Consider the following 15,557-nt stretch of genomic DNA (forward strand, 5'->3'; position numbering starts at 1 on the left):
TGCGATTGTCTCAGCCGACCATCAGAACCGCACGCTCACACCGAAATCGCCGTTGAACGAATAGATCTGGCGCGCATAGGTCTGGTCCCTGGTCGTCTGATAGTAGCTAAGCGGTGCATTGGTGATGTTAGACAGCGCGCCGAACAGCTCGATGCCCTTAGTCACCTTGTAGCTCATCCGCGCATCGAGCGACGTGCGCCCGGCCTCGTAGATATCGGCGGCGGTCTTTTGCGTGGCATTGCCGACATTGGCGATGAATGCGGTGCGGTACGCCACGGCGACGCGCGCCTCGAACGGACCCTTTTCGTAGAACAAGGCGGCGTTGGCGATCCAGTTCGATTGCCCGAAGAACGGAATGTCCTCGGATTCACGCCCCGGCACCTTCACGTTCGACGTGACATAGGTCGCGTTGGCCGAGATGCCGAAGCCATCGAGCGGCGCCGGCAGGAAGGTCAGCCGGCGCTGCGCGTTCGCCTCGATGCCGTAGAGTTTCCCCGAATCCGCATTCTGCGGCTGCGACAGCGACAGCAAAGGAACGCCGGCAAAGCTGGTGTTCAGGATCGTCTGCGTGAAGACCGGGTTCTTTAGGTGCTTGTAGAAGGCGCCGACCGAGAAGATGCTCTCGGCGTCGGGATAATATTCCGCCGATACGTCGAGCCCCATCGACGTGTAGGGCTTCAGATCGGGGTTCCCCGCAGTGCCGGCCCCGGCTTCCTCGGTGAAGCTAGGCACAGAGGCATCGTAGTTGGGCCGCCCGATCGTGTTGGTCCAGGCGGCCCGCAGCGTAAAATCACGACGCGGACGATAATTGAGGTGCACGCTGGGCAGGACGTGCGTGTACTTGTTGTCGAACGACAGCGGCGTGATGCCGGTCGTCGTGCGCAGCTGGAACGCATCGTAGCGCCCTTCGGTGCGCTCGACGCGCACGCCGCCAATCGCGTTCAGATCGCCAAACGTCAGACTGGCCATCGCGTAGCCGGCATAGATCTTTTCGTGGATATGATAATCGAGCGACTTGTCGTTGATCGCGGTCTGGCCGGCGTTGAGTGCGATCAGGTTGGGATGCGCGGCGTAATAATCGAGCACACCCTGATAGTTGATCGCCGGTCCGAAGGCGTAATCGCCATTGTAGAAATCGTCCGGTGTCGGCAAGGCCTGGCCAATGCTGCCGGGCGACGATGGTGCTGTCGGGACGGCGTCGCGCTGGGTTTGCGAGTTGTCGCGATCCTTGACGCGATCGATGAACTTGCCACCGATCTTGATGAAGCTCGCCTCGTTGTCACCGAAATTGTATTTCAGGTCGGCGCGCACGGTGTTCAGATCCTCGTCGATCTGCTCGCGGCGCTCCCGGATGCGCCGCAGCGGGAAGGCATTGGGATCCGACAGGCGCGGGTCGATGGCGGAGAAGAGTGGACGATCCGAACTGAGGTCCAACGTCGCCGTCTGATTGGCGGCGGAGCGGAACTCGAGATCGTCGCGGATCGGCGTATGCTCCTGCGCATGGGCATAGGTATAATTCAGGTCGAGTTCGAACTGTCCGAACTTCAGCTCCGCGCCGGGCGAGACATTGTACAGCTTCTGCGTCTGATCGTTCTGGCGGAACTGGCGTGTGGCGCGGCCATTGGGGAAGCGGATCGAGGTGCGGTTCAGTACCGTCGGTGCCGGCGCGCTGTTGACCAGCGCGAAATTGAACTGGTCGCGCTCCTCGTGGTCGGTGAACTCGTCATAGATGGTGCGCACATAGACGCGCGTCTGGTCACTGGGACGCCAATCGAGATTGACGATGCCGCCGATCCGCTCGCGCATGATGCGGTAATCGTACAGCGTGTAGTTGGTCGGCGCGGTGACCCTCGTGCCGTTGGTCGTAAAGGCTGTCCAATTGGTCGGCTCGGCCGAATCGCTGTCGATGAAGCGCTTGGAATAGCTGCCCGCCACGACGATCCCGAACTGTTCGTCCGGTCCGAATTTCTGGCCATGCGTCGCGCTGCCACCAAAGCCGGTCTTGCCCGATTTGTCGTTATACGATCCGCGTACGCTGGCGAAGGTGAAGGGGGGCGTCTGGTCGAACGCCGTGGGCGTGACGATGTTGATGCTGCCGCCGATCGCATTGGCGTCATAGTCCGGCGTTACGGCCTTCACGACTTCGATCGAAGCAACCAGATCGGACGGGATCGTGTCGAGCGCAACGCGGCGCCCCTCGGCTTCGGGAATACCGACGAGATTGCCGTCGACCATGACCTGGTTGAGATTGGGATCGATGCCGCGCACCACGACATAGCGCGGCTCGCCCTGATCGATCTCGACCGACACGCCGGGCAGGCGTTGCAGCGCTTCCGCCGTATTGTAATCGGGCAGCTTGCCGATGCCGTCGGAGGATACGACGTCCGAGATGGTGGCCAGCGCGCGCTTGCGTTCGATCGACAGCACGCGCGAGGCACGCGATCCTGTAACGACGATATCACCGGCACCCTCGGCATCGGCCAGCGTCAACACGCCGTTCGCGGCAATCGCCTGATCGTCCGATGCGACGATATCGATGGTGAACGGCGCGTAGCCGGGCTCGTCGATGCGCAGCGTATGCGTGCCTGCAGTGACGCCGGTGAGAACGTAACGGCCGTCCTGATCGGTCGTCGCCTGGATCGAGCTCTGGTCGATCGTCACGCGCGCGCCCTGCACCGGGCGCTGCAGCGACGCACTGGTCACCACGCCGGTCACGTCGCTGGCCGCAGCAAGCGCCGGAATACCCACGCCAGCAAGCGCCAGCAGCTTGATCGCGCGCACCCCGGTGCGCCCGAGAACGGGAGAAATGAAACGCATCGACAGACCCCTTGGCAGGCTGGATGCCTGCGTCGAACGGTCCGTTAAACGATAGCCATTACTCTCGTATGCGACTTGTAAGGTATTTATCTGACAACGATACTGCACTTTTGTGACATGGTAATAATACTTAAAACTATCATAATTGGCTGGTAGCGCCAGGCGAATCCTGGAGTTATCATGTCTTTCATCCTGAACCGTCGATCGATCCTGCAAGCGGCCACGCTGCTGCCTGGCCTGGCGCTGCTACCATCCAGTCTTTCTGCCGCCGGCCCGGCCGCCGGCTTCACCCACTCGGTCGCGAGTGGCGACCCGAAGGTGGACAGCGTCGTGCTGTGGACGCGCTTCGTGCCAACGGATGGCGGCACTACGGCGCTCAAGGTCGAGATTGCCGCTGATAGGCGCTTTATCCATATAGTATCGCGCGGATCGGCCTCTTCCAGCGCGATGACCGATTTCTGCGTGCACGCCTATCCGACTGGCCTCGAACCGGGCCGCTGGTATTACTATCGCTTCGTGGCGCCAAATGGCGAGACATCACCGGTCGGACGTACGCGGACATTGCCCGCCGGCAAGCCCGGCAAGTTCCGCATCGGCGTTTTTTCCTGCGCCAATGCCACGTCGGGCTGGTTCAACGCCTATGCCCATGCCGCAGCGCGCGATGATCTCGATCTGATCGTGCATCTTGGCGACTATATCTACGAGTCACCGGTCGATCGTTCCGATGCCCTGGCCGCCTTGGCAAAGGCGCGTGACGTTCAGCCGCGGGGCGAAGCGGTGTCGCTGGCAGACTACCGGCTGCGTTATGCCAGCTATCGCGCCGATCCCGGCCTGCAGGAACTGCATCGCAATTTTCCCATGATCGCGATGTGGGACGATCACGAGACGGCGAACAACAGCTGGGAAGGTGGCGCGAAGAATCATGGGGCCCAAGACGGCCCCTGGGATGTCCGCAAGGCGGCCGGCGTGCGCGCGTTCCGTGAATGGCTGCCGATGCGCAACTCGGATTACGACCGCTACCAGATCGGCGATCTCGCCACGCTGTTCCGGCTCGAAACCCGTCTGCTGGCCCGGTCGAAGCAACTGGAGATCGGTGCGGCCCTGTTCGGCGCCGGCGATCCGCGCGAGGCGATAGCCCGGTTCCGCGATGGCCCGCTGGCCGATCCGGCACGGACGATGATGGGGTCGACGCAGGAACGCTGGCTGGCAGACGGCCTAGCGGACTCCGCTGGCGGCGGCACGCGCTGGCAGGTGCTCGCACAGCAAGTGATCGTGGCACCGACAAGACTGCCGAAGGTGTCTCCTGCCTGGTTTGCCCCCGGTGCCACGCCCAGCGGGCGCGACCAGGCCGAATTGGGCGCCGCCGCAGAGCTGGCCGATGCCGGCATACCGATGGGCCTGGACCGCTGGGACGGCTACCCCGCCGCCCGCACGCGGCTACTCGCCGGTGCCGCCAAGGCACGGGCAAACCTTGTCGTACTGAGCGGCGACAGCCACAATGCCTGGGCCTATGAACTGGCTCATGAAGGCCGGCCCGTCGGTGTCGAATTTGCCGGCCACAGCGTGTCGTCGCTGGGCGTCGAAAAGCGCTTCGCCGGCGACGCCCTGACCATCGCGCAGGACTTCGTCGCCGCCAATCCCGGCCTCAAATGGTGCGAAACCAGCCGCCGCGGTTACATGGTGACCATTCTGACGCGCGACGCGGTAAGCAATGACTGGGTGTTCCTGCCCTCGCTTGATATTCAATCCACCGCCGTGCTCGACACGACGCGTCTGGTGTCGGAGCGGTCTTCCTACAGGTTGTCGCGCGCCTAGGTCGAGAATCACCGCTAAGCGCTGCAATTGACCGGCACTTGCGGCAATGAGCCAAATACAGTCGCTCAGCGCCCGCCTCGCGCTTCCTGACTTCGGATGCTCATTCATGAAGTTGTTAACCAACGCCGGTTGAAGCGTATCATCTGAAACGATGGGTTTGGCAATTGGGGCGCAGATATACACAAGCCTTGGTCGCCCCAAGCCGTTTGCGCGGCAGAGATGCCGAGCAGATTTCGCACCGCTACGCGACAAGGGCGTGCTGATCCCGGGCGCGGCAGCTCAGTCTCGCCTTGCTGAGGTCGCTCGTTCAAGCAGTGAGCGTTTGCCTTCGGATCGCATCAGCTACGGGTTGCAGTTCGGCGGGTGATCGAGGTGCGGCGACACTAAAGCCGATACCGCGATCGGCCCAACTTATGCGGTTGATGTCGCCTTCCACACTCGGCGTCATGCCCGCGGCCTTGTCGATCTCCATCGGTCGGCTAAGAACCGTGAGGCGGGTGTTCAAAGGTGATCTGCCCCCCGCTGAGTGGCCCAGAGACTATGATAGTCTGGACCACGAAAGGGACGACAGATGCCATTCAAGAAGCACAAGCCGGAAGAGATCATCGGGAAGCTGCGTGAAGTTGAGATCGTTCTGTCGCAGGGGGCATCGACTGCCGAAGCGTGCCGGCGGATCTCTGTCAGCGAACAAACCTATTACCGCTGGCGCAAGGAATATGGCGGTCTGAAAACCGACCAGGCACGGCGTATGAAGGATCTGGAAAAGGAGAATCTTCGGCTCCGCCGGGCGATCTCGGACCTGACGTTGGATAAGCTGATCTTGCAGGAGGCGGCGCGGGGAAACTTCTAAGCCCCGCGCGGCGACGGCGTTGTATCGATCATGTGCGACGAGAGCTTCCGGTATCCGAGCGACGGGTCTGCCGGGTGCTGGGGCAGCATCGATCGACGCAGCGCAAGGTGCCGCGTGGGGCGGATGATGAGCAGGTGCTGAGCGAGGACATCATCGCACTGGCGAAGCAATATGGTCGCTACGGCTATCGCCGGGTGACGGCATTGCTGTGCCATGCCGGGTGGACGGTGAACCATAAACGGGTCGAGCGGATCTGGCGGCGTGAGGGGCTCAAGGTCCCGCAACGTCAACCAAAGCGCGGACGTCTGTGGCTTAATGACGGATCGTGCATCCGGCTGCGGCCTGAGTATCCGGGGCATGTATGGGCGTACGACTTCGTCGAAGGCCGCACGCATGATGGTCGCAAGTTCCGTATCCTGACCATCATCGACGAAGCCAGCCGGGAGTGCCTGGGGCTCATCGTGGCACGTCAGCTCAAGCATGAAGACGTGCTGGCGGCTTTGGCGGACCTGTTCGTCACACGAGGCCCGCCGGCGCACATACGGTCGGATAATGGCGCCGAGTTTATCGCCAACGCTGTGCAGAAATGGCTCGGCCAGATCGGCGTGAAGACGCTCTACATCGCACCGGGATCACCATGGGAGAATGGCTACAATGAGAGCTTCAACGGGTCGCTGCGCGACGAACTGCTCAACGGCGAGATCTTCTACAGCCTCGCCGAGGCGACGGTGCTGATCGAAGCCTGGCGGCGGCATTACAACACAGTCCGGCCGCACAGCAGCCTGGGCTACCGACCACCGGCCCCAGAAACGGCTTCACCGCCATATCCGGCCTCCGGTTCCGCTTCGCTCCACCTCCGCCCGGATATGGCGGCAACGAACATAATCCACTAACAATAAACCCGGTTCACTCGACGGGGGCAGGTCATCACTGCAGCCGTATAAGCCGATATAAACATAGGATATTAAAGCAAGACAACCAAATAAATTGGTCGTCAATGTTCAATGTTAACAACGGCGATCAAGCAGCGGGTATAACAAAATCATCGTCGAGCAGATTGGGCCCTCGACGACTGAGAGACGAAGCGCTCCCGTCCCTTGGCTTGCGGAGTACGTTCGTGTCCCTCTTCTATTTGAACCTGAGAACTACCACGGACTTCATTGGTGACGAGGATGGTATCGAGCTCCCCAGTCTTGCCGCCGCCGTAGCCACCGCTGCCGTTTCGGCGCGGGATATAATGAGCGAAGCTGTTCAAGACGGCGATCTTCAGCTTGGCGAGACCATTGAGATACACGATGCGCAAGGTCGCTTCCTCTCTGCCGTGCACTTCTGTGATGTGCTGAAGATCCGGCTGGGCGCGCGAGAGATCGTAGCGAGGGCCTGATCGGCCAACACCACGTTCGAGGAAAGCCCTTGGGATGATAGCGTTGTTAGCCGAAGATCCGATTACCGGGGCGAGAGCGATTAGCGCGTCGCGGGCTCAATCCCATGCAAGACCCAAGCACGCCCTTCAGGAATGGCGGCAGTGATGCGAGCATAGGGTTGCGTGAACAGGCGGCGCACCTGCATGCGAGCAAGCGCGCTTTCAGTGACCACTGCAAGAGCGCGTGCCTTGGGCATCGTCGCCATGTGCTGCCCCATGGATCGAATCATGTCCTGCGCCTGGACGGGACAATGGGTCACGTCGATGATCAACGCATAGCTCGAAAGTTCATAGAACGTGATCTGGCGCTTCAACTCGGTGATGTAGTTACTCACTTCATCCAGCGACATCATCTCCCCGAGCGTGACTTCGATCAGCTCATTAGCTCTATCGACTCGGATCTCGTACATCATGCACCTCGGGGCATGTAGTACGCCTGCGCGGTTGATGATCCATTACGACATGCACGTCTCCGTTGCGCCAGAGGGCTTATCCGCCGGTAGACCGTTTGATCGTCGGCTGAGCGAGATTACTGAAGGTAGCGGGCGCTCAAAAACTCTCACCCTGCGTTTTCGTTCCGAACCGTAAGGTCTATTAACATCCTGAAATGTCCCGGAAAATTTCTCGGCCTTTTACCGTCTCTTCATCTTTGCATCAATAAGTTGCCGGAACGGCCCAGTACCTATCGGCCGGTTCAGGATGAGGGGACACTTCGTGAAGATGAGGACGAACACTGGTATTAGCCTCCTGGCGCTTACCCGCGCTATTGCACCGATGATCGCCGCAGGCGCCGGTGCAGTCAGCATCACGCCCGCTCAAGCGCAGAGTGTGTGTACGCCTGATGTGTTAGGCGTCATCGTCTGTACGCCCGGTCTTCCTGTTACCGATCCTACAGCCCCCCTTCCGCCCTTGGCTCCTGTGCTCGACATCGTGGATAGCCTTACTCCCATCAATGTTGTCCTTCAGGATGGCTTTCAGTCTCCGCGCACGGTTACCCTGACCAGCCTGGCGCCAGGTGCCGACGTAAACATCAACGCGCTCGGGTCGGCCGTGATCAACACGATCAACCAGCCCGGCCTTATCGTTGACTCGGCGGCAGGTGTCGGTGCCCAGATTACCAGCATCACCACTGTTGGCGATGGCGCAACAGGTGCTTTGCTACGTGCGGTGGATGAAGTGATCTTCGTTGCCGATGGCACCATCTCCACTATCGGCGCCAACGCGCCTGCCATCAATCTGCAGGGCGCTTCGGTTGAGGCTGTCACCAACACGCTGAGCACGGTTGGTGAGAGTTCAAACGGTGCGATTATTCAGTCCTTGAACGGTCCGGCCAGCCTCACCGCCGACCTGATCACCACAAATGGCAACCTATCTGATGGCGCCGTAATCCGTGCTGCCGGGAACAGCCTCCTCCAAGGTGGCGCGATCCGAACCGGCGGGACCGATGCTGTTGCCTTCGACATCTCCAATGACGCGGCCGCCTGCGTTCTGCTCGGAGCTGGCGGATGCACCAACACCGTCAACCTTGGCGAGGTGACGACAGGCGGTTTTGGGGGCATCGGCGGCTTGGTAACCGCAGCCGGCAGCACCAGCATCAACATCGGCGCATTGCGGACTGACGGCGATCAGGCGGCAGGACTGAACCTATCCACCGATCCCACAGCGTGCGCAGTTCTTGGCGTAGGCGGTTGTGGGACTGCCTTCACCGTACAAAACCTCACAACTCAGGGCGCGAGCTCCCCGGGCGCTCTGGTGCGCGCGGGTGGACCGATCGTCGCAAACGTAGGTGTCCTTGAAACCAATGGCGATCAAGCCATCGGCCTTGATCTAGCGTCGCAGCCGGAAGCCTGTGCCGTTGTGGGCGCGGGTAACTGCGGCAGCAGCTTCAGCGTTGGCCAGCTGACCACCAACGGCGCAGGAGCAACCGGCGTACTCGCCCGCATTGCTGGTCCGACCACCGGTAACGTTGGCGTGCTGCGCACCAATGGCGACAACGCAGCGGGCGTCGATATTGCTTCTGATCCGACAGTGTGTGCGATCGTTGGCGCAGGCGGATGTGACGTCAATCTGATAGGCCAGAACATCTCCACCGCAGGTGACGGTGCTGCGGCGGTGCTGCTCAATTCGGTCGGCAACATCACCACGAACCTCGGTGCGATCACCACGCTCGGGGACGGATCAACCGGTCTTAGCATCATACAAAATCCGGCTGCCTGCCTGGCGGTCGGGCCCGGCGTCTGCCGCGTGAATGCGGTCACAGGCCCGGTAAACACTGGCGGCGACAACTCTCCCGGCGTGGACGTGGATAATGGCGGAGGTAACGGCCCCACCGACGTGGCGACCGGCCCCGTCACAACGGGTGGCAACGACTCCCCGGGCGTCATCGTCAATGGGGGTTCTGGCACTACGACCGTATCCACGGGTCCGGTTACGACCACGGGCAACAACTCGCCCGGCGTGGATGTCTCCGGCACTGGCCCGATCATCGTCAGCACGGGCCCTGTGAGCACTAGCGGCACCGACTCCGATGGTGTCGACGTGAGCGGCGGCGCCGGCCCCGTCACGGTGAACGCTGGACCGATCACTACAACAGGCGCCAGCTCCGACGGGATCAACGTGGGCACCACTAGCGGCGACCAGACGATTATAGCTGGCCCCGTGATTGTCAGCGGCCCAGGATCGAACGGCATCGTGGCAACGAGCCCTGGATGCAGCAACATCGGCATCACGGCTCGCGATGACATCACCTCTGCGCAGGGTACGGCTATTCTCGCTTCCAGCGCGTGTGCAGTGACGGTTACCACGCTTCCCGGTGCCACGGTTACTGGGCGCACCGCGGGCATTGATGTGACATCGGGCACGGGCGCGACGATCACGATCGGTGATGCAGTCTCCAGCGCCACCGGACCCGCGATCGATGTCGATGGTGCACTGGCCAACGTGACGATCACCGCTTCCGGATCCGTGGCCGGCTATCTCGATCTTACCGACAGCAATGATACCCTAACCAACAACGGCACCTTTGATGCTGGAGCCAACAGCGACTTCGGCGGCGGCAACGATACGTTTGTGAACAACGGACGGTTCTTTGCTCGACGCAACTTCACCACGGCGGGTGCAGTCACGCTGACTGGCCTCGAGTCCTTTGTAAATAACGGCATGCTCGACATGCGCAATGGCATTACCGGCGACACGCTGACGATCCCAGGCAGCTTCACCGGCGCCGGAAACAGCACCTTGGGTGTAGACGTCGCTATCACGCCGAACGGAGCAACTGCTGACCGGCTGGTGGTGGGCGGCGCAGCGACAGGAAGTACGGGCATTGCGCTTGCACAGCTTCAGGCCACACCCAGCATCCTCGTCAACAATCTGGTCGTGGTGGATGCCGGCGCCGGCAGCTCGCCAACGGCCTTCACACTCTCGGGCGGGGTTTCAGGCGGGCTAGTCCGATATAACCTGGCTTACGATGCGGCGGCCAACAACTACGCCCTGTTCGGCACGCCCGACACGGCAGCTTATCAACTTGCCGGAGTGGCAGGCGGGGCACGGGAGATCTTCTACCGGACCAGCGATGCGGTTTCCAATCACATGCAGAGCCTGCGAGACTCACGTGGTGGCGGCACGGACGACACCCCGCAGCGCGCTTCGGCATTGTGGGGACAGATGTTTGGCTCCACCGATCGTCGCACCTCACGTTCCACAACTAGCGTCTTCGGGCAGTCGCAGACGGTGATCCTGAACAACGATCAGGATTTCTTCGGTGGGCAGATCGGCTACGACTTCGGCAGCGTCACGGGGCGCGACGGCTTCGTGATCGGTGTCACCGGCGGCTATGCCAATTCCACGCTTCGCTATCGCAACACGGGCGATCGGCTGGGCTACCAGGCGGTCAACGGCGGGGCCTATGCCAGTATCAATGCGGGCAGGTTCTTCCTGAACGGCCTAGGCAAGTACGAGCATTACTGGATCGACGCCGTTACGCCCTCGGCTGGCATCCGGCGGAAGCTAGACGGCAACAGCTATGGTGGTCGCGCAGAAGCCGGTCTGCGCCTTGGCTCTGCAAGCGCCTTCCTGGAGCCTGCAGCATCCATCGAGTATGTTCACACCGATATCGACGCACTGAACGTCTCGTCTGCTACGCTTGGCTTTGATGGTTCGGAAGGGCTCCGCGGGAAAGCTGGTGCACGACTGGGCATGGAACGCAGTTCGGGCGCTAACACGATGACCTTCTATATCGGCGGTCAGTACGTCCACGAGTTCAAAGGTGACAACGACACCCAGTTCTCAAGTGGCGGCCAGACTGTCAGCCTTCGGGATCGGCAACTCGGGGATTACGGTCGCGGTACGCTGGGCCTCAACATTAACTCCGGCAATCGTGTCAGCGGCTTCCTGGAGGCATTCGGTGACTACAGCAGCAACTATAAAGGCGGCGGTGGTCGCGGCGGCCTGAGCATCAAGTTCTGATCGCCAAGCCAAAAAGCGCGTAACATCTGGGTGGCCGCTGCGTGAGTAGTGGTCACCTTTGCGTTCGCTCGCGGTCTCTATTCTCTCACCAGCATCAAGCTGCTCACCGCTTCGGCAGGGTACACCCCGTTCAGCAGCCTTAACGGCACTCCCCCATCCCATACCGCCGCCAGTAGCTATTCCACCGTGTGGCTGCCCCGGCTGCGATTGCAGCACATGACAGACTACGTCCGTCCGGCAGCGTGCAGCGAGCGACGATGCGGGCGTAGGACTTGCCGACCGGCTGACAGGTGAGCGTCTTCCGCAGCACTAGGCGATCTATGATCGCGCGGCTGCGCTTGGCCTGCGTGTCGTTGCAGACATAGGCGGCCTTACCCCGGCGGCACGGCTCTGCGGCCTCGAAGTCGGGCGCCTGAATGCCGGCGACGCAAAGCTTCACGCCATTGCCGCACCACAGCGGGCCGTCTCCGCCGTGAACGTGCGTCACGAAACAAAGGAATGCGGCGGCGATCATGGTGCTTCAGTTAAGTTCGGTGCTTGGGTTCGCCAGAGGGCGTTCCGGAGCACATGGCTGCCCGAGCTTCTGAAGCGAGAACGCATATGTTGTGCTCATTTGGCTGCGGGATAATCGGCAGGGCGGCCGTACAACGCTAACGGCGGCCCAAGACAGATCGCAATTAGCGCAACCACAAAGCTCTTGCCCTGCAGCGCCTCCGACTGGGACACATAGCTTTCGACGGCATCAGCCTGATCGAAAATCCGCTCATTCCGGTCGGCGATCCAAGCCAGTCTGAATTCTATCATCAACAACGTCGCCGGCACATAGACGAAGCGCAGCGGTAGGATGAAGACCGCGCCATACCACCGCTAACGCTAGTCGCGTAGCGACGTCGCAGCCGGCGCTTGCATACCTACGCAGGATCACGCGCCCTCTTGCTTCCGCAGTGCTTACATTGCTGCTGCGAGGCCGGGAGTCCAGACGCAAAAATCCCGCTAAGTCTTTCGACCTGCGGGCTGTGTTTGGTTGCGGGGACAGGATTTGAACCTGTGACCTTCAGGTTATGAGCCTGACGAGCTACCGGGCTGCTCCACCCCGCGACGGTCCTGTTGGGGACATAGGGTAGGTGACATGTGAATGGGTTCTTGGATCCGTGTTTGCTTGTATCACCGGCTTCAATGCCTGGCGGCGACCTACTCTTCCGTTGCTTGAGCAACAGTACCATTGGCGCAGTCAGGTTTCACGGCCGAGTTCGGGATGGGATCGGGTGGGGCACTGACGCTATAACCACCAAGCAATAAAGCCGGTGAGACAGGCCCGCCGGCGTTACCCGGCGGGTTCCCTTGCGGGAGCAAATTCAGGTTCAAGGGTCCCATCAAAGTAATACTTTGATGGGCTCCCTAATCGATGCACGTTCAGCTGTGAAGCTTTGGGTGTAGTTTATCAGGCGTGAGCTTCATCATCCGCACGATCTTCCAACTTGCTGGGGTGTTACCCAGTGTTGTCGTTGATGGTGGGACTCTCAAGCGCAAATAGAGCAATTAGTATCGGTTAGCTCCATGCGTTACCGCACTTCTACATCCGATCTATCAACGTCGTGGTCTCCGACGGCTCTATGAAATCTTATCTCGAGGGAGGCTTCCCGCTTAGATGCTTTCAGCGGTTATCCCGTCCATACATAGCTACCCTGCTGCGCTCTTGGCAGAACGACAGGTACACCAGAGGTATGTTCAACCCGGTCCTCTCGTACTAGGGTCAACTCCTCTCAAATTTCGACGCCCACGGCAGATAGGGACCAAACTGTCTCGCGACGTTCTGAACCCAGCTCACGTACCACTTTAATTGGCGAACAGCCAAACCCTTGGGACCTGCTCCAGCCCCAGGATGTGATGAGCCGACATCGAGGTGCCAAACAACCCCGTCGATATGAGCTCTTGGGGGTTATCAGCCTGTTATCCCCGGCGTACCTTTTATCCGTTGAGCGATGGCCCTTCCACGAGGGACCACCGGATCACTATGACCGACTTTCGTCTCTGCTCGACTTGTCAGTCTCGCAGTCAGGCGGGCTTATGCCATTGCACTCTAACAGACGGTTTCCAACCGTCCTGAGCCCACCATCGCGCGCCTCCGTTACTCTTTAGGAGGCGACCGCCCCAGTCAAACTACCCGCCACAGAGGGTCCCCGATCCAGTTTCATGGATCTGGGTTAGACATCAGAAAACAACAGGGTGGTATTTCACCTATGGCTCCACGCCAGCTGGCGCCGACGCTTCATAGCCTCCCACCTATGCTACACAGTTCTTTCCTAATGCCACTCTGAAGCTGCAGTAAAGGTGCACGGGGTCTTTCCGTCTAACCGCGGGTACTCCGCATCTTCACGGAGAATTCAATTTCGCTGAGCATGTCCTGGAGACAGTGGGGAAGTCGTTACGCCATTCGTGCAGGTCGGAACTTACCCGACAAGGAATTTCGCTACCTTAGGACCGTTATAGTTACGGCCGCCGTTTACCTGGGCTTCATTTCGCAGCTTGCACCACTCCACTTAACCTTCAGGCACCGGGCAGGCGTCAGGCCCTATACGTCGTCTTGAAGCCGACTTAGCAGAGCCCTGTGTTTTTGCTAAACAGTCGCTACCCCCTGGCCTGTGCCCCCTCAATATGCTTGCGCACGATGAGGGCCTCCTTCTTCCGAAGGTACGGAGGCAATTTGCCGAGTTCCTTCAGGACACTTCTCTCAAGCGCCTTGGTATACTCTACCTGACCACCTGTGTCGGTTTCGGGTACGGTCTATACGGTGGGGCTATTTCCTGGAACCTCTTCGAAGCCCTCCCAATCCAATAAGGGAGAACAACACACGAGATCCGTCACACACCACCAGGCCCACGAATATTAACGTGGTTCCCATCGACTACCCCCTTCGGGCTCGTCTTAGGGGCCGGCTCACCCTGCGCGGATTAGCCTTGCGCAGGAACCCTTGGTCTTTCGGCGAGAGGGCATCTCACCCTCTTTATCGCTACTCATGTCTGCATTCGCACTTCCGATACCTCCAGCACCCATTACCAGATGCCTTCACTGGCTTACGGAACGCTCCGCTACCGCTCATCTTACGATGAACCCTAAGCTTCGGTGCGTGTCTTGAGCCCCGTTACATCTTCGCCGCAGGACCTCTTATTTAGACCAGTGAGCTGTTACGCTTTCTTTAAAGGATGGCTGCTTCTAAGCCAACCTCCTGGTTGTTTTGGAAGTCCCACATGCTTTCCCACTTAGACACGACTTGGGGACCTTAGCTGTAGGTCAGGGCTGTTTCCCTTTCGACGACGGACCTTAGCACCCGCCGTCTGTCTCCCGGATATTACTCGTAGGTATTCGGAGTTTGGTTAGAGTTGGTAGGTCTCGCGACCCCCGCATCCATCCAGTGCTCTACCCCCTACGGTATTCATCCGAGGCACTACCTAAATAGTTTTCGCGGAGAACCAGCTATTTCCCGGCTTGATTGGCCTTTCACCCCTAAACACAACTCATCCGGTAACTTTTCAACGTTAATCGGTTCGGACCTCCAGTGCGTGTTACCGCACCTTCATCCTGGTCATGCCTAGATCGCCGGGTTTCGGGTCTAATACATCAAACTCTGGCGCCCTATTCAGACTCGCTTTCGCTGCGCCTACACCTAACGGCTTAAGCTTGCTTGATACATTAAGTCACAGACCCATTATACAAAAGGTACGCAGTCAGGCCACATGAGCCCTCCTACTGCTTGTAGGCAATCCGTTTCAGGTACTGTTTCACTCCCCTCATCGGGGTGCTTTTCACCTTTCCCTCACGGTACTAGTTCACTATCGGTCGCATACGAGTATTTAGGCTTAGAGGGTGGTCCCCCTATGTTCAGACAGGATTACACGTGTCCCGCCCTACTCGAGTCCTGAATTCTCACTTTCGCATACGGGGCTGTCACCCGCTATGGCCACTCTTTCCAAAGTGTTCTGCTAGTTGAAATTCAGGCACTGGCCTGGTCCGCGTTCGCTCGCCACTACTAACGGAATCTCGGTTGATGTCTTTTCCTCCAGCTACTGAGATGTTTCAGTTCGCCGGGTTCGCTTCACGAAGCCTATGTATTCAGCTAAGTGATACCTTGCCCCAATTAGCTTCACTACGGTCGAAACCGCAGCAAAGATAATCAGGATAGGTGGGTTT

Annotated in this window: 9 protein-coding genes, 1 tRNA gene and 2 rRNA genes (1 of these 12 only partly in view); 4 read left to right on the forward strand and 8 right to left on the reverse strand. The window is 59.8% G+C overall.

Annotation, left to right across the window (positions count from 1 at the left end; all coding sequences use genetic code 11):
* Window positions 1–21: 21 nt before the first annotated feature.
* Window positions 22–2,715: a TonB-dependent receptor gene (locus tag NV382_RS04145; RefSeq protein WP_418066786.1), complete on the reverse strand. Its 2,694-nt coding sequence runs from the start codon at window positions 2,713–2,715 to the stop codon at window positions 22–24.
* Window positions 2,716–2,997: 282 nt separating this feature from the next.
* Here NV382_RS04145 and NV382_RS04150 point away from each other — a divergent pair, with 282 nt between their 5' ends.
* A complete protein-coding gene (locus NV382_RS04150; protein ID WP_260599277.1) occupies window positions 2,998–4,632 on the forward strand; it encodes an alkaline phosphatase D family protein in 1,635 nt (544 codons plus the stop codon).
* 307 nt (window positions 4,633–4,939) lie between these two features.
* Here the strand turns inward: NV382_RS04150 and NV382_RS04155 are convergent, their stop codons facing one another.
* Window positions 4,940–5,137, reverse strand: coding sequence for a hypothetical protein (locus NV382_RS04155; protein WP_260599278.1), 198 nt, complete (start codon window positions 5,135–5,137; stop codon window positions 4,940–4,942).
* A gap of 66 nt (window positions 5,138–5,203) precedes the next feature.
* Between NV382_RS04155 and NV382_RS04160 the strand changes: the two genes are divergently transcribed.
* Together NV382_RS04160 and NV382_RS04165 are read left to right on the forward strand one after the other, a co-directional pair.
* Window positions 5,204–6,375, forward strand: a protein-coding gene (locus NV382_RS04160) for an IS3 family transposase (RefSeq protein ID WP_260596817.1) whose coding sequence is annotated in 2 segments (ribosomal slippage) — window positions 5,204–5,468 and window positions 5,468–6,375 — 1,173 coding nt in all. Because the reading frame shifts where the segments join, the coding sequence is not laid out codon by codon here.
* Between the two features lie 224 nt (window positions 6,376–6,599).
* Window positions 6,600–6,866 carry a DUF6894 family protein gene (locus NV382_RS04165; RefSeq protein WP_260599279.1) on the forward strand — a complete coding sequence of 89 codons (267 nt, stop codon included), beginning with the start codon at window positions 6,600–6,602 and terminating at the stop codon, window positions 6,864–6,866.
* A gap of 80 nt (window positions 6,867–6,946) precedes the next feature.
* Here the strand turns inward: NV382_RS04165 and NV382_RS04170 are convergent, their stop codons facing one another.
* Window positions 6,947–7,318, reverse strand: coding sequence for a hypothetical protein (locus NV382_RS04170; RefSeq protein ID WP_260599280.1), 372 nt, complete (start codon window positions 7,316–7,318; stop codon window positions 6,947–6,949).
* Window positions 7,319–7,625: 307 nt separating this feature from the next.
* On the opposite strand from NV382_RS04170, the gene NV382_RS04175 reads away from it, so the two are divergent.
* Entirely contained in the window at window positions 7,626–11,369 is a 3,744-nt protein-coding gene (locus NV382_RS04175; protein WP_260600301.1) for an autotransporter outer membrane beta-barrel domain-containing protein, read from the forward strand.
* 139 nt (window positions 11,370–11,508) lie between these two features.
* Here the strand turns inward: NV382_RS04175 and NV382_RS04180 are convergent, their stop codons facing one another.
* From NV382_RS04180 to NV382_RS04200, 5 genes are all read right to left on the reverse strand, one after another.
* Entirely contained in the window at window positions 11,509–11,883 is a 375-nt protein-coding gene (locus tag NV382_RS04180) for a hypothetical protein (protein WP_260599281.1), read from the reverse strand.
* Between the two features lie 95 nt (window positions 11,884–11,978).
* Entirely contained in the window at window positions 11,979–12,176 is a 198-nt protein-coding gene (locus tag NV382_RS04185; protein WP_260599282.1) for a hypothetical protein, read from the reverse strand.
* Window positions 12,177–12,390: 214 nt separating this feature from the next.
* Window positions 12,391–12,467: transfer RNA gene (locus NV382_RS04190), tRNA-Met, on the reverse strand.
* An 80-nt stretch (window positions 12,468–12,547) separates the two neighbouring features.
* A 5S ribosomal RNA gene (gene rrf / locus NV382_RS04195) occupies window positions 12,548–12,662 on the reverse strand.
* Between the two features lie 226 nt (window positions 12,663–12,888).
* A 23S ribosomal RNA gene (locus NV382_RS04200) occupies window positions 12,889–15,557 on the reverse strand; it runs 123 nt beyond the window's last position.

The sequence above is a fragment of the Sphingomonas endolithica genome, assembly GCF_025231525.1.
Taxonomy (GTDB): Bacteria; Pseudomonadota; Alphaproteobacteria; order Sphingomonadales; family Sphingomonadaceae; genus Sphingomonas; species Sphingomonas endolithica.

Excerpts from the sequence above, each read along its gene's own strand:
- NV382_RS04150 (WP_260599277.1), top strand. The coding sequence starts at position 2,998 with ATGTCTTTCATCCTGAACCGTCGATCGATCCTGCAAGCGGCCACGCTG.
- NV382_RS04170 (WP_260599280.1), bottom strand. The coding sequence starts at position 7,318 with ATGATGTACGAGATCCGAGTCGATAGAGCTAATGAGCTGATCGAAGTC.
- NV382_RS04175 (WP_260600301.1), top strand. The coding sequence starts at position 7,626 with ATGAGGACGAACACTGGTATTAGCCTCCTGGCGCTTACCCGCGCTATT.
- NV382_RS04180 (WP_260599281.1), bottom strand. The coding sequence starts at position 11,883 with ATGATCGCCGCCGCATTCCTTTGTTTCGTGACGCACGTTCACGGCGGA.